Annotated in this window: 21 protein-coding genes and 3 tRNA genes; 21 read left to right on the forward strand and 3 right to left on the reverse strand. The window is 51.5% G+C overall.

Translation table 11 applies throughout. The annotated features are described in order from the left end of the window. Nucleotides 1–452, reverse strand: a 452-nt coding sequence (locus tag Q7R85_03720) for a sugar transferase (protein ID MDO8585195.1), incomplete at its 3' end; no start/stop codon positions are given. Nucleotides 453–470: 18 nt separating this feature from the next. Here Q7R85_03720 and Q7R85_03725 point away from each other — a divergent pair. From Q7R85_03725 to Q7R85_03770, 10 genes are all read left to right on the forward strand, one after another. Next, nucleotides 471–1,580 (forward strand): glycosyltransferase, encoded by a 1,110-nt coding sequence (locus Q7R85_03725; protein MDO8585196.1) that lies wholly within the window; start codon nt 471–473, stop codon nt 1,578–1,580. Between the two features lie 123 nt (nt 1,581–1,703). Beyond that, complete coding sequence (rpsB, locus tag Q7R85_03730) at nt 1,704–2,513, forward strand: 30S ribosomal protein S2 (GenBank protein MDO8585197.1); 810 nt, start codon at nt 1,704–1,706, stop codon at nt 2,511–2,513. A 90-nt stretch (nt 2,514–2,603) separates the two neighbouring features. Then, complete coding sequence (gene tsf / locus Q7R85_03735) at nt 2,604–3,047, forward strand: translation elongation factor Ts (protein ID MDO8585198.1); 444 nt, start codon at nt 2,604–2,606, stop codon at nt 3,045–3,047. Between the two features lie 102 nt (nt 3,048–3,149). Then, nucleotides 3,150–3,494 carry a hypothetical protein gene (locus Q7R85_03740; GenBank protein ID MDO8585199.1) on the forward strand — a complete coding sequence of 115 codons (345 nt, stop codon included), beginning with the start codon at nt 3,150–3,152 and terminating at the stop codon, nt 3,492–3,494. Nucleotides 3,495–3,561: 67 nt separating this feature from the next. Then, a tRNA-Tyr gene (locus Q7R85_03745) sits at nt 3,562–3,645 on the forward strand. Between the two features lie 20 nt (nt 3,646–3,665). Next, nucleotides 3,666–3,737: transfer RNA gene (locus tag Q7R85_03750), tRNA-Thr, on the forward strand. Between the two features lies 1 nt (nt 3,738). After that, nucleotides 3,739–4,149, forward strand: coding sequence for an NUDIX domain-containing protein (locus Q7R85_03755; GenBank protein ID MDO8585200.1), 411 nt, complete (start codon nt 3,739–3,741; stop codon nt 4,147–4,149). A gap of 362 nt (nt 4,150–4,511) precedes the next feature. Next, complete coding sequence (rpmG, locus tag Q7R85_03760; GenBank protein MDO8585201.1) at nt 4,512–4,679, forward strand: 50S ribosomal protein L33; 168 nt, start codon at nt 4,512–4,514, stop codon at nt 4,677–4,679. Between the two features lie 92 nt (nt 4,680–4,771). Continuing rightward, the gene (locus Q7R85_03765) at nt 4,772–5,428 is read left to right on the forward strand and encodes a helix-turn-helix domain-containing protein (protein ID MDO8585202.1); all 657 of its coding nucleotides are present in this window, start codon (nt 4,772–4,774) and stop codon (nt 5,426–5,428) included. Further along, nucleotides 5,419–5,490, forward strand: a tRNA-Trp gene (locus tag Q7R85_03770). The genes Q7R85_03765 and Q7R85_03770 overlap by 10 nt, the downstream gene beginning before the upstream one ends. Before the next feature lie 318 nt (nt 5,491–5,808). Here the strand turns inward: Q7R85_03770 and Q7R85_03775 are convergent. After that, nucleotides 5,809–6,501, reverse strand: coding sequence for a hypothetical protein (locus tag Q7R85_03775; GenBank protein ID MDO8585203.1), 693 nt, complete (start codon nt 6,499–6,501; stop codon nt 5,809–5,811). 298 nt (nt 6,502–6,799) lie between these two features. Here Q7R85_03775 and Q7R85_03780 point away from each other — a divergent pair, with 298 nt between their 5' ends. Then, complete coding sequence (locus Q7R85_03780) at nt 6,800–7,141, forward strand: RNA-binding protein (protein MDO8585204.1); 342 nt, start codon at nt 6,800–6,802, stop codon at nt 7,139–7,141. Nucleotides 7,142–7,195: 54 nt separating this feature from the next. Here Q7R85_03780 and Q7R85_03785 read toward each other — a convergent pair whose 3' ends face one another. Then, a complete protein-coding gene (locus tag Q7R85_03785; protein ID MDO8585205.1) occupies nt 7,196–8,218 on the reverse strand; it encodes a M23 family metallopeptidase in 1,023 nt (340 codons plus the stop codon). A 37-nt stretch (nt 8,219–8,255) separates the two neighbouring features. On the opposite strand from Q7R85_03785, the gene Q7R85_03790 reads away from it, so the two are divergent. From Q7R85_03790 to Q7R85_03835, 10 genes are all read left to right on the forward strand, one after another. Further along, nucleotides 8,256–10,094 (forward strand): UvrD-helicase domain-containing protein, encoded by a 1,839-nt coding sequence (locus Q7R85_03790; GenBank protein ID MDO8585206.1) that lies wholly within the window; start codon nt 8,256–8,258, stop codon nt 10,092–10,094. Beyond that, nucleotides 10,087–10,515, forward strand: coding sequence for a GxxExxY protein (locus tag Q7R85_03795; GenBank protein ID MDO8585207.1), 429 nt, complete (start codon nt 10,087–10,089; stop codon nt 10,513–10,515). Before Q7R85_03790 ends, Q7R85_03795 begins: the two co-directional genes overlap by 8 nt. Before the next feature lie 31 nt (nt 10,516–10,546). Further along, nucleotides 10,547–11,347: a 16S rRNA (adenine(1518)-N(6)/adenine(1519)-N(6))-dimethyltransferase RsmA gene (rsmA, locus tag Q7R85_03800; protein MDO8585208.1), complete on the forward strand. Its 801-nt coding sequence runs from the start codon at nt 10,547–10,549 to the stop codon at nt 11,345–11,347. Between the two features lie 79 nt (nt 11,348–11,426). Next, nucleotides 11,427–12,239, forward strand: a complete 813-nt coding sequence (locus Q7R85_03805) for a hypothetical protein (protein ID MDO8585209.1) — start codon at nt 11,427–11,429, stop codon at nt 12,237–12,239. A 1-nt stretch (nt 12,240) separates the two neighbouring features. Then, the gene (locus tag Q7R85_03810; protein MDO8585210.1) at nt 12,241–13,911 is read left to right on the forward strand and encodes a hypothetical protein; all 1,671 of its coding nucleotides are present in this window, start codon (nt 12,241–12,243) and stop codon (nt 13,909–13,911) included. A gap of 17 nt (nt 13,912–13,928) precedes the next feature. Next, complete coding sequence (locus tag Q7R85_03815; GenBank protein MDO8585211.1) at nt 13,929–17,438, forward strand: hypothetical protein; 3,510 nt, start codon at nt 13,929–13,931, stop codon at nt 17,436–17,438. Nucleotides 17,439–17,477: 39 nt separating this feature from the next. Next, the gene (locus Q7R85_03820) at nt 17,478–18,248 is read left to right on the forward strand and encodes a hypothetical protein (protein MDO8585212.1); all 771 of its coding nucleotides are present in this window, start codon (nt 17,478–17,480) and stop codon (nt 18,246–18,248) included. Between the two features lie 96 nt (nt 18,249–18,344). Beyond that, the gene (locus Q7R85_03825) at nt 18,345–18,830 is read left to right on the forward strand and encodes a PrgI family protein (protein ID MDO8585213.1); all 486 of its coding nucleotides are present in this window, start codon (nt 18,345–18,347) and stop codon (nt 18,828–18,830) included. A 114-nt stretch (nt 18,831–18,944) separates the two neighbouring features. After that, the gene (locus tag Q7R85_03830; GenBank protein ID MDO8585214.1) at nt 18,945–19,601 is read left to right on the forward strand and encodes a hypothetical protein; all 657 of its coding nucleotides are present in this window, start codon (nt 18,945–18,947) and stop codon (nt 19,599–19,601) included. A gap of 62 nt (nt 19,602–19,663) precedes the next feature. Continuing rightward, complete coding sequence (locus Q7R85_03835) at nt 19,664–21,379, forward strand: ATP-binding protein (GenBank protein MDO8585215.1); 1,716 nt, start codon at nt 19,664–19,666, stop codon at nt 21,377–21,379. Nucleotides 21,380–21,447 lie beyond the last annotated feature (68 nt).

Genomic DNA, 21,447 nt, shown 5'->3' on the forward strand with positions numbered 1-21,447 from the left:
CCTGTGACGCCGGCTTTCACGAGCATCAACGGCTTATATGGCTCGGGATACATCACCACTTCTTCGGGTTCGTGCGGACGCGGACCAACGAGTGAGAGGTCGCCGAGCAGTACATTCACCAACTGCGGAAATTCGTCCAAACGGAATTTGCGAAGCACCTTCCCCATGCGCGTGAGGCGCGGATCGTTTTTGATTTTGAAAAATGGGCCGTCGCTCCGCTCGTTCAAATGCGCGAGCTCCCATTTTTTTGCGTGCGCGCCGCACACCATTGAACGAAATTTCCACACGTAGACAATTTTTCCTCCGGAAACGCGCGGCAAGCGCACCAACACCGGTCCGTGGCTTTCTAATTTAATAGCAAGAGCAATCAACGGCGCGAATGGAGCAATAAGTAAAAGTCCCACCGTGGCGCCCAACATATCAATGGCTCGTTTCGCAATTTTATTGCCCATACGATAAAGTATATAGTAATGCGTATCGCTTTAGTACACGATTATTTAAATCAGTGGGGTGGGGGAGAACGCGTACTTCAGGTACTCGGCGGAATGTTTCCCGAAGCCGATATATACACACTCCTCCATGACGCAAATGCAGTAGGGGGACGCTTTGCACGCCGTGCCGTGCATACCAGTTTTTTGGATACGCCGTTTATCCGCAAACACCACCGCTGGTTTATTCCGCTTATGCCGATTGCCGCTGAACTCATGACCATCAGCGGTTATGACCTCGTGATTTCGGACAGTTCCGGGTTCGCAAAAGGCGTCCACGTAGCCGGAAAAACGCCGCATATTTCCTATATCCACTCACCGCTCCGCTACGCGTGGGATAAAAATTATCTCGTGGAGGAGCTAAAGCATGTGAATCTTTTTTCATATTTCCCGTCATTCATACTGCGCGCCGCAACCGCGCCGATTGCGTGGTATCTCCGCCGGTGGGACAAACGCGCCGCAACAAAGCCACAACTCCTTCTTGCGAACTCCAACTATATTGCCGAGCAGATCAGCCGCCATTATGGCCGCGCCGCCACGACGCTTTATCCGCCCGTTGATACGTCTTTTTTTTCACACGATCCGCGCATCGCGCGCAAAAACTATTTTCTTGCCGTCAGCCGGTTTGTGAGCTACAAACGCCTTGACCTCTTGATTGATACATTCAACGTGTCGCATCTGCCACTGAAAATTGTCGGCGCGGGGCGCGATGAGGCGCGGCTCCGGGCGCGCGCCGCGTCACCGAACATTGAGTTTGTCGGCGCGGTATATGACGAAAAGCTGCGCGCGCTCTACAGGGAAGCAACCGCCTTTCTTTTTCCGCAAGTTGAGGACTTCGGCCTTGCGGCCGCCGAGGCAACCGCCTGCGGAACGCCGGTTATTGCCTATGCCGCGGGGGGCGCGCTTGAAATTGTCCGCGATGGCGAAAACGGGGTATTGTTCCGCGAGCAAACCCCGACAGCACTCGTGGAAGCCATCGCGCGGTGCCAAACAACAAGCTGGGACCACGCGGCCATCGCCATAAGCGCGGAACGATTTTCACAAGCAAACTTTGAAGCCGGCATTCGGGCTGCAATTGCACGGCTTCGTTAATCCTGTCATTCTCGGGCTCGACCCGAGAATCCAGCGTTGCGGGCTAGATTCCCGCTTTCGCGGGAATGACGCTTTGAACTGGCCATTGACGAATATCCTGCGTTTCCTATATACTTATCCGTAATGATTACCGACGACACAAAGGAAGTTACGATCGAGGAATCGGTCGCAAAACAGGAGATTGAAATCCTTTCCGCCGAAGATACGGCGAATTTACCGACGCTTGAAGAAATGATGAAAGCGGGGCTTGCCTATGGCCGCAAGCGCTCAAAGCTTAACCCGAAGATGAAGCCGTATTTATACGCCATGCGCGCCAACATGGCGGTATTTGACCTCCCGAAGACGCTCGCTGCGTTAAACGATGCCGTTGTCGCTATCAAAGCTGTTGTCGCCAAGGGCGGAAAAGTGCTTATGGTCGGCACGCAACCGGCAGCAAAGGCGGCCGTCCTGAAGTTTGCCGCGCAAACAAAGCACCTGACCGTCACCGAGCGCTGGCTCGGCGGAACACTGACAAATTTCAAGACTATTCTGAAGCGCATTGAGCATTTCAAAAAACTGAAAGAAGACCGCGACGCCGGTCGGTTGCAGAAGTATACCAAAAAGGAGCGGTTGGATATGGATAAAGAACTTGAGCGCGGCGACCGTCTTTTCGGTGGCATTTCAGAAATGACCACGCTCCCCGGTATTGTCGTCGTGATTGACGCCTTGGTACATGACACCGCGATCCGCGAAGCACTCCGCGTGAAGCTTCCGATTGTGGCCTTAATGACCAGCGACGCCAATCCGGACCAAGTAACCTACCCCATTCCGGGCAACAGCAATGCTATTCCCGCGATCACCTGGATTGTTGACCGCATCATCACCGCAGTCAAAGAAACGCCTCTGGCCGTGCCGGCACCGGTGGTAGTGAAGCCAGCACTGAAAACGAACTAGTATCAAGTATGGGGTATTGAGAAGAGAGTATAAGGCGGAGGAAGGTTTGCCCTATACACTATTCTTGATACTCAATACTCTATACTCTTTATGAATGCACTGGATATCCAAAAACTCCGTGAAGCCACCGATGCCGGCATCATGGACTGCAAGAGAGCGTTAACCGATTCCGAAGGTGACTATGAAAAAGCAAAGGCGCTTCTTTTTGAACGAGGCATCGTGAAGGCCGAAAAAAAAGCTGACCGCGCGACGGGCGCCGGCGTGCTTGAATCTTACATCCACGCAAACCGCGTGGGGGTACTCCTGGACATCCGCTCGGAAACCGATTTTGTGGCGCACTCGGACCCCTTTAAAGAACTCGCGCATAATTTGGCTATGCATATTTCCGCGATGAATCCGCAATCCGTTGATGAATTGAAAACCCAGCAGTATGTTAAGGACCCCGCCCTCACCGTTGACCAGGTGGTAAAAAGCGTCATCGCAAAAGTGGGGGAAAACATCCGCGTTGAACGGTTTTGCAGATACGAGCTTTAACACGCAAGTATTGAGTATATAGTATTAAGAAGCAGGTATTTGGGGCGACCTCGCGGAGCCCATACTTTCTTCTTTATACCTGATACACAATACTCCATTGTTATGTACGACTTCCTCACCAACATCACGCTCGTCGTAAGCTCCGGGGTGATTATCTATCTCCTCGCGCGTGCTTTGCCGCGCGTTCCCGATGTTGAGCTTTCGCCAAATGCAGAGCCCGGCGCGTTTGAGCGATTTATGCGACGCATTCCGCTTGCGAAAATCGACACGGCGCTCAGCGCCTTTTTTGAAAAATGGCTCCGCAAAATGCGCGTGATGGTACTAAAAACTGAGAATATTGTGAGTGCCGGCATCAAACGGATGCAGTCCAAAACCAGCGTTCCACCGCCGCCGGGATCGTTGTTTGAGAAGAAGGAAGACGATCCTTCTGATAAGCCGAAGATTTAGCGCCTCTCGAAGAAAGTTGCGCCCCCTTGAGTATTCAATGCAGGATACTGTATAGTGTTTTTATCATGGGCAGGTGGTAGAGCGGTCAATTACACCACGCTGTAGACGTGGCGCCTTTATGGCTACGGGGGTTCAAATCCCTCCCTGCCCACAGTGAAAGCGGGAGTCAGCGCCACCTTAGCTCAGCGGTAGAGCAACTCTTTTGTAAAGAGAAGGTCCCCGGTTCAAATCCGGGAGGTGGCTCATGGCAGAAGACAAACAATTTTACGTAGGTCAAAAGGCGTTTATTGATAAAGGAGGGAGGGTTTTAATGTTGCACGATCCGATTGAAGGATTGGATTTTCCCGGCGGTAAAGTTCAAGAAGGAGAAACGAACTTTGAGGAGGCATTAAAGCGTGAGGTGCGCGAAGAAACCGGGCTGGAAATCGAGGTTGGCGAGCCGTTCGCGGTTTGGGATAACGTGTTCCCTCCGCAGCATCGCAACGCGGGCAAACATGTTTTTCTCGTCGCGTTCCGCTGCTCGTATAAATCCGGCGAAGTACGACTGAGCGAAGAACATGACCGGTTCCGCTGGATTAATAAAACTAACTATAAAGAAGTTGATGATAGCACTAATTACTTCAAGGTGCTTGAAAAATACTTTAAAAATTACTAGTATATAGAGGTTCGCCGATGTAGCTCAGTGGTAGAGCAACTCCTTGGTGGGTCGCAAAATCCATTTTTCAAATGGGTTCGCATCCCCGCCCACCTCGACGGTAACGTCGGGGTGAATCCCGAATAACGGTTAAAGGCCTGCGTAGGCTAAGACCGTGGCCCCGCAAGGCGGGGCCCGAACGACTGACAAGGGGCTCCGATGTAATATCGGAACAAGATACAGTCTAGCCCTCCCTGTAACGCCAAGAAAGGGGAGGTGTAAGCGAAGGAGTAGGTCGCGAGTTCGATTCTCGCCATCGGCTCAGTAATACTCACGAGATTGCGGGTGTTGCAATTTTTATCACATAAGCGTACTATATTCACATGGCTTCCAAGTACGGTGAACACATCATTAAGATGAAATGCACGGTCTGCAACCGGATTAATTATTATACGCGGAAAAACAAGAAAAATACCGAGAAAAAGCTTGAGCTCAACAAGTACTGTAAGTGGTGCAAAAAGCATACGAAGCATAAAGAAACGAAGAAATAAGCAGCAAGAAACAATCCGCCACGAGGCGGATTGTTTCTTTTTTGTGTTAGTGTTTTTAGTTTATGCTATAATGTAAGCATACATCTCGGTTCATGAAAATTCCCGAACGCCACAAAGCAATAGCGCTTCGTCGCCAAGGTCATTCGCTTAAGGAGATCGCCGCGACTCTGAACGTCGCCAAGAGTAGCGTATCTCTGTGGGTGCGCGACGTTGCGCTTTCTTCCTCGGCTAAAAAAATATTACTTGCAAAAATTACGCTGGGACAGTTTGTCGCCGCTGAACGGAAAAAGGCTAAAACTCGCGCTATCGAAGACGGGTACCTGCGCCAAGCCCGCGAGGAGCTCAGCGCAACAACGCTAAGTCCCGTGTACAAAAAATTACTGTGCGCATTAATTTATTGGTGCGAGGGAACAAAAAGTCCGAAAACCGGTGTTACTTTTATCAACTCCGACCCTCATCTCATTAAACAGTTTCTCTCTTTGCTGCGCACATCGTTTGAAATTGACGAGAGGAAATTTCATCCATGTCTTCATCTTCACTCATATCATTCCAAGGAAAAACAACTTGATTTTTGGTCAGAAATCACTAATATAAACAGAAGTCAGTTTATCAAGCCTTACGTCAAGCCGAATACCGGAAAACGCATAAGGATTGGCTATCCTGGCTGTCTTTCGGTAAAGTATCACAGCAATGACCTGGCAAGGCGATTATTGGCTGTCGGTAAGGCATTTTTGAACAAGGGGGTATAGGCTTAATGGCAAACCGTCCGCCTCCAAAGCGGATTTTCCGGGTTCGAATCCTGGTGCCCCCGCAACCGAAAAGAAAGATCCCTTTGTGGGCTCTTTCTTTTCGGCTTACGATGGAGCAAAAGGATTCGAACCGCGGGCCGCAAGCTTCGAAGAGAAGCTGAAGGTCTCGAGTTGTAGCAACAACGAGAGGCGAATCCTGGTGCCCCCGCAGACAACATTTTTATCAAGCGGCTGCCTCAGCCGAGACGAGTCAGCAACCGAGATGCGTCAACGTGCAATACCGTGCATTATTGATGCTCAATCTAACGAATCCATTTTCGTAGAATGAAAACGCCCGAACTCCTGTTGGAGCTCGGGCGTTTCGTTTGCGTACGAACCGTTTATGTCTTCGGTGCCGAAATGGGGTCGTAAATCAGGCAATATGTACCAGGTGGCTCATCCACAACGAACCCCGGAACACGCTTGGCAATTTCTCGGAAAATATCCCTCACCATGACACGTTCGGAATAGTCGCTCCAGCCGAGACGGAGACTCAGCAACGCCATCCCTTCATTCAAGCCGTACAACCTTTGCACGTCGTCCCAGTCGCGGATGATCATAGCCACGGTCGCGCTGCGCAGTTCGCTCTTTTTCTCCTGCTCGCGAAGGTACGGGGCGCAGTAATTCTTACGGCACTCCCAGCAACGATTGAACAGCGCCTTGGCATAGCGCTTCGCCCCGGCATCAGCAAACCAACTGGCGAATCCATACGTCATGACGGTACCGAACGGCAGCACCGCAGAGACGAACCACCACGGATGAGCCGCGATGAACGCCGGCCAATTGATGCCGAACGTGCTCAATGCCAATGCGAGAAGCAGTGGGAAAATCAGCCACGCGACGGGAAACAGCATGTCCCTTTTTGTCTCGCACGTATACACATGCGCGTGACAGAGGCCGCGGAGATGAGCGGCCGGGTCGTTTTTCTTCCGATCCTTCCAGATCTCTTCCTCGCTCAACTCGCGCGCTTTCATCTTCGCGCAATACACGTTAAGTTCCTTCTGAATCTCGTCCGGACAGATCACGGTATCCATGTATCGTCCTCCGAAAGTAGTTGCGGCGCGAACTGCTTGTCATACTATCAGCAGAACGCGTATTCCGCAACCGTAAAACTCTCTTGAGCTTATACGAGATACCACATACCAAATACTTGATACTTTCCCCCCACCTATTGACTTTTACCGTCGGGCACGCTATACTGGTAGCATTGTAAGTTCGTAGCGTTCGCGTTCTCTCTCGGGCGAAAACCTTGAGGAAGAAAAGATAAGCGTAAAGAAAAAGGGTCGTCTTACAATAGAACTATTAGTAGTATCAAAAAAACAATCTGTAGTTATGGCAAAAAGATTATTTGTCGGAAGCTTGTCCTACAACACCACCCAGGACGCATTGCGTGATGCATTCGCCCAGGCGGGAACTGTTGAATCGGCAACGATCATCATGGATAAGATGACGGGCCGATCCAAGGGTTTTGCGTTCGTAGAAATGAGCTCCGATGAGGAGGCAACGAAGGCGGTCGAAATGCTCAACGGAAAAGAGCTCGATGGCCGCACCCTCGTGGTAAACGAGGCACGCCCGATGGAAGCGCGCGCTCCGCGCCGTGATGGGGGAGGTTTCTCCCGTGGCGGTGGTCGCGGCGGTTTCGGAGGTGGCTCCGGCGGTGGCGACCAGTGGTAAACTGGAAGCTACAAACAAAAAACAGCCCCGCGTTGCGGGACTGTTTTTTGTTTACTACTTTGCAAAAGGGTTTCTTGCCCCCATCACTTCAAAGTGCAAATGGCATCCCGTCGGGCCGTGGGTGTTACCGCTGTTACCGATATACGCAATAAGGTCGCCCTGCGCCACGTAGTCGCCAACCGAAACAGCATTTCGGTCATTATGCGCGTAACGGGTTTTTGTGCCGTTGGGATGCTCAATCATCACATAGCTGCCATATCCTTCATTCCATTCAATGCCTGTTACCGCAGTGACCAATCCTTCGGCCGCGGCATAAATCGGCGTGCCGCAGGCATTGGCGATATCCACGCCATTGTAATTATGCAGCTTGCCCCAATTCCAACCGGTCGTCGGAATGGCATAATATCCGCGAAGGTCGGGGAGTACGGCGGTCGCGGCAGAGGCAATTCCGGTCTGCGGCTTGGCATCCGGAATAATAAGATTGACACCCTGCCCGATGCCGCGCTGCACCACCCGTTTATTGTACTTCAGCATACGCGCCTCAGAAATGCCGTAGGTGCTCGCGATCGATTCCAGCGTCTCTCCCGCTTGAACCTGATGAATGACGCCCGAAACCGGCAAAATGGTGACTTCTTGTCCCACGCGAAGCGCCCCTCCTTTTATCCCTTTATTCGCCCAGTACACCGTATTGAGCGATATGCCGAAGTTCGCCGCGATACCGGAAAGCGTATCGCCTTTTTGCACTTTATACACCAGCGTACCGTCGCGACCGAGCAGCATCGCGCTTTCAGGATTCGCGTTATTTAACACCGCGGAATCGCCGACAATAATCGCGCCGATATCCTCGTCATCTTCGGCAACAATAGGCGCGCTATGCGGTGGCGCGGCGGCTTCAACGCTTGCCGCGGTGAATGCGTCAACCACGCTCGCCAGCTGACGTGCCGATGGGGCGCCGAAAGCGCTTTCCGCGTCCGGCGTCGCGCGCTGACCGCCGGCATTCAATGCCAGCGTGGCAATAACAAAAACAACCGGTATCACCGCGGTTGTATTCCTTATCACCTGTATCAGACGCTTCACGCTATCCTTTTTTATGTGTATAGTAACCAATACGGTTATGCTACCACAAAGCGACAAAAACCTCAATCCGCAGCAGAAAGAGGCAGTTGAGCACCCCGGGGGGCCGCTTTTGATCGTCGCGGGTGCCGGTTCCGGCAAAACAAAGACGCTCACCTCACGCATCGCGCACCTCATCGCCTCGGGCACCCCACCGGAAAAGATTCTTGCCGTTACCTTCACTAATAAAGCCGCCGAGGAGATGAAGGAGCGTGTCTCGGCCCTTCTACCAGCTACAAGCTACAAGCTACAAGCTCCCTTTATCGGCACCTTCCACTCCTGGGGCGCGCGGATGCTGAAAGCAAACGCCGCGTTGTTGGGGCGGTCGGCCGCGTTTTCTATTTTTGATGAAGACGACGCGCTGCGTTTGTGCAAAGAGGTAGTAAAAAAAATGGATCTTGATAAAGAGCGGTACAACCCGTCAGCGCTCCGATATAAAATTTCAAAAATTAAAGACGAGCTTATGGATGTTGGGGCACTCCGCGGAAACACCAACCACGCGGACGCTATTGCCATCAAAGTGTTTGACGCATACGAGGAAGGTCTCCGCACCAACAACGCGTTTGATTTTGATGACCTTATCGAAAAACCCGTTCGTCTTTTAGCGGCAACCCCCTTGCTCCTCGCGCAGTATCAGGAACGCTACGCGCATATTTTGGTTGACGAGTACCAGGACATCAACACCGCGCAATATCGCCTCATCACGCTCCTTGCCGCTAAGCATAAAAACTTGAGCGTGGTCGGCGACGATGCCCAATCCATTTACGCGTTTCGCGGTTCAGACTTCCGCATCTTCCTTAATTTTGACCGCGACTGGCCGAACGCGAAAGTGGTGAAGCTTGAGGAAAACTACCGCTCCACCGCCACCATCATCACCGCGGCATCGCGTGTCATCGCGAACAACAAAGAGCAGAAAGCAAAAACGCTGTGGACAAAAAATCCGAACGGAGGCGCGGTGACGATCATTGGTGTTCCCGACCCGATTGAGGAAGCATATTACATTTCCTCACACATCACACCTCTTTTCCGCGACCCCAGCGTGGACCCGCAGATTGCAATACTCTACCGCACCAATGCCCAGTCACGCCCCATTGAACAAGCACTGCTCCAAGCGGGGACTCCCTATCGCATTTACGGAGGCCTGCGTTTTTACGACCGGATGGAAATTAAAGACATTATCTCCGCGCTGCGGTTCGCGCACAACCCCAAGGACAGCGTGTCCCTGGAGCGCATCCGGAAAAACTTCGGCAAACGCGAAGCGGCGTTTTTGGAAACCGAGCTTCCGCGGCTCGGAGGAGAATTGAAACTTTTAGAACTGCTCGGTTTTTTCCTGGAAAACACCAAATATATGGAATACCTTGAGCGTACGTTCAAAAATTCTCGCGAGCGCATTGAAAACGTCAAAGAACTTCTTGCGTTTGCTGGAACTTTTAACCATTTGGGAATTGGTGATTTTCTTGAGCAAGTGAGTTTGGTCGCCTCAATGGATATGCCCAATGGCAAGCCTGATCCCAAAAAACTAGGGGTTGGGGTTGTCACCCTCATGACCATCCACGCCTCAAAAGGGTTGGAGTTCAACCAGGTGTTTGTCGCAGGTTGCAACGAAGGGCTCATTCCGCACGAACAATCGTTCGTGAAAGCAAACGAGGTGGAGGAGGAGCGGCGCCTCATGTATGTCGCGATGACACGCGCGCGTTTTGCTTTGACCCTCACGTACTACAATGTGCCATCACGCTTTCTTTACGAAATTCCCTCGGAGTTCACCGACTTCAAAACTGTGGGCGTCCGTTTCCGCAATGAGCTTCCCGACGAGGACGAGCAATACATTGCTTATGATTAAGCGCGATACCAATATGCAAATGCATGCCAATGATGCGAATAGCGAGAAGTTGATATATCCTCAACTATCTTATACTCTTACCGGTGTTTGTTTTGGTGCGCATAATCAATTAGGACGCTTTGCCCGAGAAAAACAATACTGTGATATTATTGCCAAGTTGCTAGATGATTCGGGTATCACTTTCCAACGCGAACATGTAGTGCCCAACACCGGAAATCGCGTCGATTTTCTCATTGAAAACAAGATCGTGCTAGAAGCAAAGGCGAAAAACTTCATGCTTAAAGATGATTATTATCAGCTGCAACGCTACCTCCAAACATTGGGTTGCAAATTGGGGCTTCTCGTTAATTTCAGAAATCGCTATCTTAAACCGTATAGGGTTATCCGCATTGACACTGACGCAAGGAAGAAATTTGTATAATTAGTATTCATTTGTATATTTGCATCGAGGTATGCCACAAAAACTGGGACAGCATTTCTTAAAAAACAAAGCGGTTATCCAAAAAATTATCGCGTCTTTGGATTTGCAGCCCGGCGAAACGGTTATTGAAATCGGCCCGGGAAAAGGGGCGCTCACTGTCCCGCTCTCGCGCGCGTGCACAGATGCCGGCTGCACTCTTGTCGCAATCGAAAAGGATTCTTCGCTGGCCGCCGAGCTAGCCGCGTTAAAGATTCTTGGTTTGGAAATTATCACCGGCGACGCATTGGAGGTAATTCCTCAGCTTGCTTCCGACTATAAGCTAAAAGCTATAAGCTATAAGCTTGCAGGTAACATCCCCTACTACATCACCGGGCACTTGCTGCGCGTCGTGAGCGAACTGGAGGTGAAACCTTCGCGCACCGTGCTGATGATTCAAAAGGAAGTTGCGGAACGGCTGACGGCAAAACCGGGTAAAATGAATCTACTTGCGGCCGCAACACAAATTTGGGCGGACATTTCCATTATCGCGGCGCTCAAGCCCGAAGATTTCTCTCCAGCTCCGAAGGTAGATTCGGCGGTGATACGCATAGAAACAAAAAAGCATAAAAGCATAAAAGCAAGTGAGCTTGCCACGTACTACGCCTTCATTCACGCGGCGTTCAAACAACCCCGAAAAACTCTGTTAAATAACCTCTCGGAGGCTGCCGGGCGGTCAAAAGCCGATATGCTGCCGCCACTTCAGCAACTGGGGTTCACCGAGAAAACACGGGCGCAAGAATTGAGTGTTGATGACCTCATAAAACTCGCCACCGCGCTCCGAGAGGGGGAGTAAGACATTCGAGCTTCGTCCTCCACACCCCCTCAACAGCTTTTCCTCATGTTCCTAACAGGGGAAATGGTATACTGAAATCATGCCCAACCAAATTTGGCGAGCGGGCAGAACTTTTTTGGTATTCGGTACAACCGCAATGCTCGGTGTTTTTGTTTTTCTTTTTGCGTTAGGTGGTACGGAGACTTTGAAGAAGGTGCAAGCTCCGAGAACGGCAGTGATGAATAAAATTTCTCTGAAAGCTGTTGGCGTGACTACCGATGCATTGCCCAATGCGGGCGAGACGACACAAAACGCGCTCGATGCGGGCGCGGGAATGAATGCCACGCAAGATCTTGCAAAACAACTCGCCGCGGAGATCGTCAAACGGAACCCGGCAGGTCCCGGCGCTGCGGGGGCGCAGAAGCTCAATCTCGTAAAACCCGCCGACGCGGTGGATAAATTCATCGCCGAAGGGCTGGCGTCATTTGATCCTGAAATATTTTATCCGCGCGTAGCCATCACCGACTTACATATCATTACCGACTCACAAGAAGCATTTCAAACCTACATCCGTGCCAGTCAGAATATCTTGCGTGAAAAATTTGCCGGAGTTCATTTCGAAAATTTGAACGACCTTTCAAAAATGAATTTTTCTTCCGTGCTCCCCGCGTACAAAGCCGCCGTTGATGCCCTGCTTCAACTCCCCGTACCCCAATCACTTGCTACGCTGCACCAGAAAGAAATCGCTCTGATTAAGGGGCAAGAGAAGATGATGAGCTTCCTTGCCCGCTACAACGATGACCCACTACAAGCGTATTTAGCACTGAACGTCGGGAGTCAATTAAGCCAAGAGTTTTCCGCTTTGGATCTAGAGGTGTCAGATTTTATAACAAAACACCAAATTGCAATCTAATATGACGTATTGGGGGAAAATTTTTATCTTTGCCTTTGGGGTCTCGCTCCTCTCCTCGAGCTTTCCGGGTTTTATTGTGCCGCAAAAAGCGGAGGCGCTCGCTGCTATTGTCCACGATCCTATCAGCAATGCCACCGAAATCAAAAACACGGCCGAATCAACCATTATCGCCGCCACCGTAGGCTCAAGTCTCAGCCAACAGCTTCTTGAATGGGGGCAGTCATTTGTTGTCTCAACACTCAAACGCCGCATTTTGGATGTGATGGTAGATCAGGTCGTAACTTGGGTTCAGGGCGGTGGCGAACCGCGCTTTATTACGGATTGGGAAACATTCCTCGGCGACATTGGCCAAGGCGCTGTTGGCGAATTTGTGGAGCAAATCGGCGCCGGGTTTCTTTGCGCGCCGTTCAGTCTGCAAGTACGCATCGGGCTCTTACCTGTGAATCGTTTCGCGAACAACTCCCCATTTACATGCACATTGGATCAGATTGTGCAAAACGTGGAAAATTTTTATGAAGACTTCCGAAATGGCGGCTGGATCGCGTATAATGCCACATCCGAACTGCAAAACAATTATTATGGCGCGTTGCTGATTTCTTGGGACGCGCGCAACAGTTATGTTGCCGACAAAGTTGCCGCGGCGGCAAATAGCGCGTTGGCAAATAAAGGATTCCTTGGCACGAAGAAATGCTATGACACTGCCACCGGCCAAGAAGTATCAGAAAGCGACGCGGCCGGACAAGAGCGGGTGCGAGAGCGACTCGTTGAAGGAGGAACTGGAAGCACGCGAGATTATACAACGGGAGGTGAAGTCAACGGCTCTTTCCGATCGCAGCAGCGCACCATCCGCTGTGAAGACACCACCCCTGGCGGCGTCATAAGCGCCACGGTTGAAAAAGCCGTCGGTTCCGACTTTGACTTTATTGTGAATGCTCAACAACTCGGCGATTATGCCGCCGCAATCGTGAACGCCCTTGTAAACCGCGTTATCATGGAAGGCGTCAACGGTCTCCGTGGAGTGCACTCCGGAAGCGGTGGAACGTATCAACCATCGGGAAATTCCAGAACAACATATGGCGGGCTTCAATCAGTAAGTTCTATTCCGCAATCCACGAGAAACGCTATCGCGAATAACGCGAGCACCTCGGGAGGAAGCATCAGCAACCTCTCGCGCGCCGAACTCGTCACCCGTCTAAACAATGTCCTCGCGCGACGCACCGCGCTTCGCCCCTTGCTCACCGAACCTTCATCTATTGCGCTTTCATACGCGCGGGTTGTTGAGGACACCCTTGCGTGCCACCAAACCGTTCCGGCGCTTCGTTCCGGCTCCATTCATGACGCTATTCTTCTGAAACAGAGCGATGCGCAAGGGTATCTCACCTTCATCCAGCCGGTTATAGAAAATAATACCGAGGCGATTGATGAACTTACGCAAACCATTAACCAACTGAACCGCTTAACCGACGCGCAGTTTACGGCGCGCATCAATGAATTCCAGGTTGTCTTCATCAACTCCGATCCCGCGATTGTCAGCGCGGAACTGAGCAAAGGTTCGGTCGCGGTCCAGCAGATTCAGACATTTGTTACTCCTGACGTTATTAATGACGCCCAGCGCGATTTAGACTATTGCGTCTCGCAAGGCGGAACCGCGCCGAACAGATTTGCTGACTAGAAGATTTGCTGAACTCTATGATTTCCAGAATAAAAACTTATCTCAACCGATACCGTGTGGCACTGCTCTCCGCGGCGGCAAGCGTTATTGGCGTCTTTGGGGCAGTCGGCACATCCCACGCGCAATGGAACGCGCTCGGTGAAAGCTTGCTTGGCGTACTTGGCGGCGCGGTCGGATTTGTCGCGTACTACATCGCGAACTTCTTAAACTTTGTTATTGTTAAACTTTTTACGTTTGCCGGTTTTTTGATTGACCTCGGCATCACGCTAAACCAGGGGATTATCCAGCACGGACTTGTCCGCGTCGGGTGGCTCATCACGCGGGACGTTGCAAACCTCGGATTTACTATCGGAATCATCGCCATCGCCTTCGCAACCATTCTCCGTATGGAACAATTCGGCCCCAAAAAACTTTTGGGTAAGCTTATTATCGTCGCGCTACTCATCAACTTCAGCTTGGCAATCCCCGGAGTTATTTTGGACGCCACTCATGTGTTCTCAAAGTTCTTCATGTCAAAAATCACCGGTGACAGCGCTGAGCTTCAGAAATTTTCGGAGTCTATCGCCAACGCATTTAATATGCAGGGCATGCTAAAAGAACCGACCGCGGCGGCGCTGAATGTTGAGAGCATTTCGGATGTTGTCACGCTCATCAGCACCGTACTGTTTATGGCGCTTTTCGGAACACTCGGCGTCATCGCGCTCGGCGCCACCGCTTACATGGTTCTGTACCGATACATGGTGCTTACTTTTTTGTTTATTGTCGCGCCGCTTGCCTGGATATCGCTGTTTCTCCCGGGATTCGGCAAGCACTGGAAAGAGTGGTGGGATATGTTTCTGAAGTGGGCGCTATTCCTGCCGTTTATGACGTTCTTTTTCTATCTCGCGATTTACGCCACGCAAAGCGCCGGCGAAATCGGCATTGTGGGGGCAATCAACGCGCAGACATCGCAAAGCTTGTCGGGTATAGCGTCGCTCGCGACCCTCGGGGGAGTGCTCGGGCAAATGGTGGTAATTCTGGGACTTCTTATCGGCGGACTTATGGTTTCGCAAAAGATGGGCATCGCGGGAGCCGCCGCGGCGGTGGGAATGGCAACTGGAGTGAAAAACTTTGCGCTCGGCGCCATAAAGGGCACAGCAGTTGGCGCGGTTGCCGGACCGGCAAAATATCTTGGCACGCGGCCGGTCAAAGCCGGCGCGATGGGGCTGGCGAGCTTATTAAATCGTCCTGCTTTGCGTTGGATTCCGGGCGCGAAAGGCGCTGTTGCGGGGTTGAGTCAATTCGGACAGCACGGAGAGGAGATTAGCGCGTATCAAAAGCAGTATCTCTCTAAGAGCGCCCTTCCCGACGAAGAATTTAAGAAGGTTCTTAAAGGACGGTTGCCGGAAGGACCGGTCGCGCAGGCGGCATTACTCGCCGAAGCAGCCTCACGCGGTATGTTGAAAGAAATCAAGGATGATCCCAAGAAACTTCTCGCTCTTGCGAGCGCGGCTAAAGAAACAAACCCCGGAACCGAAGCAAAAGACGTGAAAGATATTCAGGCGCTTTTGGGTGTTATGCCGTCGCTCGCCGAAAAGATTACCGATGGCAAACTCACCACATACGAGGCGGCGCGCAGATTTGTGTCGGCGGACAAAGTAGCCGATCTCACCGCTGAAGAGCTGGGAAATGCCTCGGTTATCGCTTCATTCACCCAGGCGCATTGGAAAAACCTCGCCGAGAGCCCGAAGGTGTCGGCTGAACAAATGGCCGCCGCACAAAACGCGCTTAAAAAGCTTGCTGGCGACGACCTCATAGAATTGCAACGAGACTACGCCTTTGCGCAGTTGGAAATTGATCGTGCGAAAGATGAGGGTGTACCCGAAAATGACACGTTTGCACTGGACGACAAAGGTAGAAAAATTAAAGGCGCGGATGGAAAGTTTGTCATTTCCAGAAAAGGCCTGAAGACGATGAAAAGAGAGAAGAAAGTCGAGCTCAACAAACGACGAGACGAACTCTTTACAAAAACCTCAACAGTTACTGAAGCGGATAAGGAAAACTACACCGCAGTCATTAATGATCGCCGAATGAATGATCCGAAGTTTATCGCAAACTTCAAAGCGCAATACGGACACGAACCAAGTAACGAGGAGCTTATTCTCATTGAGCGCGGCCGGGCGTATAAACAGCTCGAAGATAGCCAAAAACAAATCGGCGGATTGTTCTACCGGCCTTATCCCCCAAGGGGTGGAGCGGGCGGGACAACTCCGCCGCCAACGCCGCCTACGGGTGGCGGCCCTGCGAGTGGTCCGGCGGGAACGCCAGCCGGCGGTGTTTCGCCGTCCTCTGCGCCTCAAGCTGGTGGAGGAGTTGCGACTCCGGCTCCCGCTAAGTCCTTACCTGAAATGATGGCCCAATTACGGGCAAAACAACAAGCTGGTCAAGATGTTAAAGAAGCTGCCGATCAAGCCGCCGCGGAAACAGCGCGCGCCCAGCGAAGCACTGGAGGATTTTTGAATGAGACCGAAGAAGCCGAGGAGCGCGTTGTAGCCGAAAAAGAGGCGCGTGTTGCCGCGGCACAACAAGCAGAAGCTGAGAAGAATCGGGTAAAAGTTCCGCCCCCATCCCTTCCAGGCACACGCACCCCGACGACACCAACCGCGCAACCCGGAGCCGGACAACAACCGACGCAAACTCCTTTGCGTACTCCTACAACGCCTCCGGTGCGACCCGCGACACCTCCACCTCCACCTCCACCTCCACCTCCAACTACACCGACGACCCCATTAGCGCAACCAGGCGCCTCAACAACCCCCGCAACACAACCAAAGGCACAACCCGGAACAGAAGCGGCGAAGAAAGTTGAGCCGCGTCCCGCGACTATTGTTCCGCCCCGCGAGCCGTCACGAGCCACCGCCGAGCAAGGCGAAGCCGCTGAAGCAGAACGCCGCGCGCAACGGGAACGCGAAGAATCCGCAAAACGCGTACGCGAAGAAGCGGAAGCGACCGCGGCGGCGGAAAAAGAGCGTGCCGAGGCGGCAGCGCAAGCCGCGAAAGCAGAGGAAGTCAAAACTGCAGCTGCGGAAAAGGGCGCAGAGGCGGCGAGGAAAGAAGCGGAGGCGACAAAAGTGAAGCTCGACACACTTGGAGCTGCGCTTGGCATCGCGAAAGAAACCGGAGAAACGGAAGCGGACATCGCAAAAGAGCTCGAGAAAGGCGCCAAGGCCGCCGGAGAAATCAAAGAAGAGCTTAGAGGCGGCGCCGAAGCGGCGAGAAGAACCGGTGAAGAGCTAAAGAAAATCACTACGCTCAGAAAAGCAGCAGATTTTTCTGAGGCGTTTATGAGAAAGGACGTGGAACAGTGGAGTGGGCAAGTAATTATTACTCCTGACAAGCGCGAGCGCGTCATTCGGAGCGTTATTCGCGACAATGTAAACCCGATGAATACGACGATTAAAACCGAGGATGACGAAAACATCACGCTCCGCCAGCTCTACGGCTTTGCCGAAAAGGAAAATGCTGATGTTAAAATTTTGAGAAAATAAGTTTACGGTAACCCTTCGACAAGCTCAGGGAATAAAAAAATGACAAACACCGCGACGCCACAAGAACTACGTCAAGCGTTCGTTGAATTACCGGACAATGTCCGCCAATGGCTTGCGTCCGAAAAAATCCTTGCCGTCGTCATAGACATAAACGAACGCCTAGAGTACTTCGGCGACAAAGTCAGCGTTATCCCGTGGCTCATCACGCGGTTGGCCACGAAAGACCTCGCGCCGAAATACTTTATGTCCGAGTTGCGCGACTATCTTGTGGTCTCGGACGACGAAGCGCGCGCCATCACTGAAGAAATTGACAAGCGCATCTTGCGCCCTATTGAACCGGCGTTGAACCGCTTGGACATTGATTTGAACTCGCTGTATTTGGGGCAGGCGGCACCGGTCGCGGCACAAAACCTGGCACCTCAACCCATAAGTCAAATGAGTCCAATAAGACCTATGAGTCCCATAACAGAAGAAATGCCGACCGGCCCGGTCATTCTCCACACCGAAAAAGAGGAGATCGCGCAAACCGCGCAAGGGAAACCGGGGGAGGCAACAAACATGCCGCGCCCGACGTTTTCGATTAGTCTTCCACAATCAAAATACAAAAAACCGACCGCTCCGCCGGTGACGGTGAGGATTGAGACACCCGGGGAAGATGTAGGAAGTAAGAAGTATGAAGTAGGTGGAAAAGGGGAGGTGGAAACACAAAAACAGCAAGGTAGTCCTTCGACAAGCTCAGGAACTAAAGATCTGCCGCCGAAGATAATGAAAGTGGTGCACTATAGCGATTTTCGGACACCGCTACAATAGAAGTATTCAGTATTGAGTATCAAGAAGACAGTATGCGAGCGGGGCGCATGCGGGCCCATACTCACTTCTCAATACTTGATACTCAATACCTGAGCCATGCAATACCAAGTCCCACAATTTATTGAAACGGAAGATAAGATCATCGGGCCATTAACGCTAAAGCAATTCATTATTGCCTGCGCGGGTACGTTTGCCATTATTATTCTCTACCTCGTATTCACCACCTTCCTCTGGATTATGGTTTCCGCCGTCATCGCTACCGTGACGGTTATCCTTGCGTTTGTTCAATATAATGGCCGACCAATTATTTCATTCATCGGTTCCGCGCTCAACTACTTCTTCCGTCCGCGATTGTTTGTTTGGAAACGCAAAGAAGAGCTCGCGGAACTGCGCATGAAAGAAGCCGAGAAGTCCTCACCGTTGCAGCGTTTATTGCTCAACCTCACAACCGGCGTCGGCGCCATTGCCGGCCGCTCATCATCCGGCACGGTCCGTATTCCGAGCGGTGCGGAGGAACGATTTCAGGTAGTAAAGAAAGCAACGGGGGAGCAAAGAGCGGTGCGGCGCGTTGATTATCGTTAACGTTCCCGATCGTCATCCTGAGTAAAGCGAAGGATCCCTGAATTGTAGAGATTCTTCACTTCGTTCAGAATGACTACTAAAGGGCTCAAATGAGAAAACTGCTATACTAACCTTATGCCGCAAGACGCTCGTCCCACACAAGAACTTGTAGATATTGACTACGTGAAAAACGGCGTCGTGGTGTTGAAAAACGGCGCGTTACGGCAGATTTTGCTCGTCTCCGGCATCAACCTTGACCTGAAGTCCGAGGATGAGCAGCAGCTCATCATGAACTCATACCAGAACTTTTTGAATTCGCTGCATTTTTCCATACAAATTTTTGTGCACTCGCGGCGATTGAATATTGAGTCATATCTTAAAACACTGGGCGCGCGCCGCACTGAAGAAACGAATGAGCTCTTACAGAATCAGATTGACGAATATGTCCAGTTTATCCGCGGATTCGTCGGCAACAACGCCATCATGGATAAAAACTTTTTTGTTGTTGTGCCGTTTGACCCCATCCGCATCCCGGGAGCCGAAACCGCGACCGCGAAAAAGTTTTTTGGTCTTTTCGGTGGCAACAAAACCCCATCAACACCCGACGCCGAGCGCGAACACGCCGAGCGCGAAAACATTGGCCAGCTTACCCAGCGAGTGGAACAAGTGATGTCGGGGCTCCAGCAAATCGGGTTGCGCGTCGTGCCTCTTCAGAACGAGGAGGTGCTGGATCTTTTTTATAACCTTTACAATCCGGAAGCGGTGGAACGGAAAGGGGTGGTGAAGCTCTAGGGCAACAAAACAAAAAAGCAATAAAGCAAGGAAGCAAGGCTTACATTATTCGCGATTACTCCATGGACGATCAAAAACAACTGGAAAATGTCATCGCGCCGCCGGCGCTTGAGGTAAGCCCGAACTATCTCCGCATCGGCAACAAGTTTGCGAAGACGATGTTTCTTTTTACCTACCCGCGCTATCTTTCCTCGGGTTGGTTTTCCCCGGTCATCAATTTCCCCGACCTTTTGGATATTTCCATTTTTATTCATCCGGTTGATACCGCGCTGGCGCTCAAAAATCTCCGCAAAAAGTCCGCGCAGATTCAATCGCAAATTAACGAAGCGCAAGAAAAGGGGATGGTGCGCGACCCCATGCTTGAAACCGCGCTACAGGATGTTGAAACATTGCGCGACTCGCTCCAACAATCGCAGGAAAATCTTTTTGATGCCGGCGTTTACGTGACGTTCTATGCCGAATCGGTTGAGATGCTCGGGAAGCTTGAGTCCCAAATCACCTCCATGTTTGAAAGTCGCATGGTGTATGCCAAACCCTCCACATTCCAGCAGGTGGAAGGGTGGCGCTCGGTGCTTCCGCTTGGCCAGGACGCGCTGCGCATCTGGACGCCTTTGAATACTGCGCCTATTTCATCGTTTTTCCCGTTCGCTTCGGCAAACCTCACTTCCGAAGAAGGCATTTTGTACGGCGTGAACCAACACAACAATACCCTAATCATTTTTGACCGCTTCTCGCTTGAAAACGCGAACATGGTCATCTTTGCAAAGTCCGGCGCAGGAAAATCATACACTACAAAACTGGAGGCGCTGCGTCTTTTGATGCTTGGCACTGACGTCATCATCATTGACCCGGAAAATGAATATGAGAACCTAAGCAAAACCGTCGGTGGGAGTTTCTTTAAAATCTCGCTGGCGTCCGAACACCACATCAATCCGTTTGATATTCCGATTATTCCCGAGGGGGAGGACCCGTCGGATGTGTTGAAGTCCCACGTCGTGAACCTCACAGGTCTTTTGAAGCTCATGTTGGGCGCGCTCACACCACAGGAAGACGCGCTTTTGGATCGCGCGATTACCGAAACATACGCTGCGCGCGATATTGTCGCGGGTAAAGATTTTTCCGCCGCCACAGTCCCACTCTTAGAAGACTTGGAGATTGTACTCCGCGGTGTTGAAGGGGGAGTAAACATCGCCGAGCGGCTCTACAAGTTCACAAAAGGAAGTTACGCGGGGTTCACCAATAAAGCCACAAATATTGACGTCAAAAACCGCTTAATTGTGTTTTCCATCCGCGACCTTGAAGAAGAGCTCCGTCCGGTTGCGATGTATATGATTTTGAATTTCATTTGGAACCTTATTAAAGCCGAGCTTAAAAAGCGCGTGCTTATCATTGATGAGGCGTGGTGGATGATGAAAAATCAGGACAGCGCCGTATTCCTTTTCGGACTCGTGAAACGCGCGCGTAAGTACTTCCTTGGCGTGACCACCATCACGCAGGACGTGGAAGATTTCTTGCTCTCACCGTATGGCCGCCCCATCATCACCAACTCATCGCTCCAAATTCTCTTAAAGCAAGCGCCGGCAATGGTTGACCTCATTGGAAAAACATTCAACCTCACCGAGGGGGAAAAGAATTTCTTGATCCAAGTCAGCGTCGGGCAAGGACTTTTCGTTGCCGGATTACAGCATGCCGCCATTCAAATTGTTGCGTCATATCTTGAAGACAAAATTGTCACAACGAAGCCGGAGGAGTTGCTGGAGCAGCGGCGGGCGGCGTAAATTTTGGTTTTTGTATTCCTTCGACTGCGCCCCGTCTGACGGGGCTGCGCTCAGGAAATATAATTCAT

The organism is bacterium, from assembly GCA_030649055.1.
Lineage (GTDB): Bacteria > Patescibacteriota > Minisyncoccia > UBA6257 > JAUSGH01 > JAUSGH01.